The 628-nt window shown below is 61.3% G+C and carries 1 protein-coding gene; it reads right to left on the bottom strand.

From position 1 onward, the window contains the following. The coding region (locus tag EOA29_RS39145; RefSeq protein ID WP_127222552.1) for an alpha/beta hydrolase at positions 1-584 on the bottom strand (584 nt) is incomplete at its 3' end. Positions 585-628: the final 44 nt, after the last annotated feature.

Below are 628 nucleotides of genomic sequence, written 5' to 3'. Positions count from 1 at the left end.
CAACACAGCATGCCACCCATCGAGCCGCAGGCGACGAAGATCTTCGCGCTGGGCGATGTCTCGGCATAGTGATCGATCAGGGCCGAGACCTGCGCCGCGCCCTTGTCGCCGAAATCGGGAAAATCCGGCGAAAGATAGAGCCCGCCATTTTCGGCCATCAGGTTTTTGATGCGGTTGAAATTGCCGCCGAAGGTGAAGTCGTCGACGCCCTGCTTACGGCTGCCGCCCTGCCCGTGCAGGTAAAGCACGATGATGGCGGCTCCTTCCGTCTTGCCGACCGCGACATGCCTGACGTCGCCGGCATCCGTCTTCAGCATCAGATCCTGCTGCACCTTGCGCACGCCGGGTTCGGTATATTGCGCATGCACGCGCTTTTCGGGCACTTCGTCGCGCTGGTTGATGTCGCGCATCTCGCGGTAGTCGAGGACGGTGTAGGCACCGTTGTCGCCGCTCGACAGCGTCGCCGGGTAGCCGAACAGGTCGTCCTTGAAGGGTTTCAGCGACAACGTCTGCGCCACGGCGGCCGAGAGCGAGATCGCCGTTGAGGTGAGCAGGGTGAGGAAAATTCGGAGGCGGAAAGACATGCCGAAGCCATGCGAAATTCGGCTTCGGTTTGTCAATCCTGAAG

The sequence above is a fragment of the Mesorhizobium sp. M1E.F.Ca.ET.063.01.1.1 genome, from assembly GCF_003998155.1.
Classification (GTDB): domain Bacteria; phylum Pseudomonadota; class Alphaproteobacteria; order Rhizobiales; family Rhizobiaceae; genus Mesorhizobium.
The sequence above is the reverse complement of the archived record's forward strand: the minus strand, read 5'-3'. Positions and strand labels throughout refer to the sequence as shown.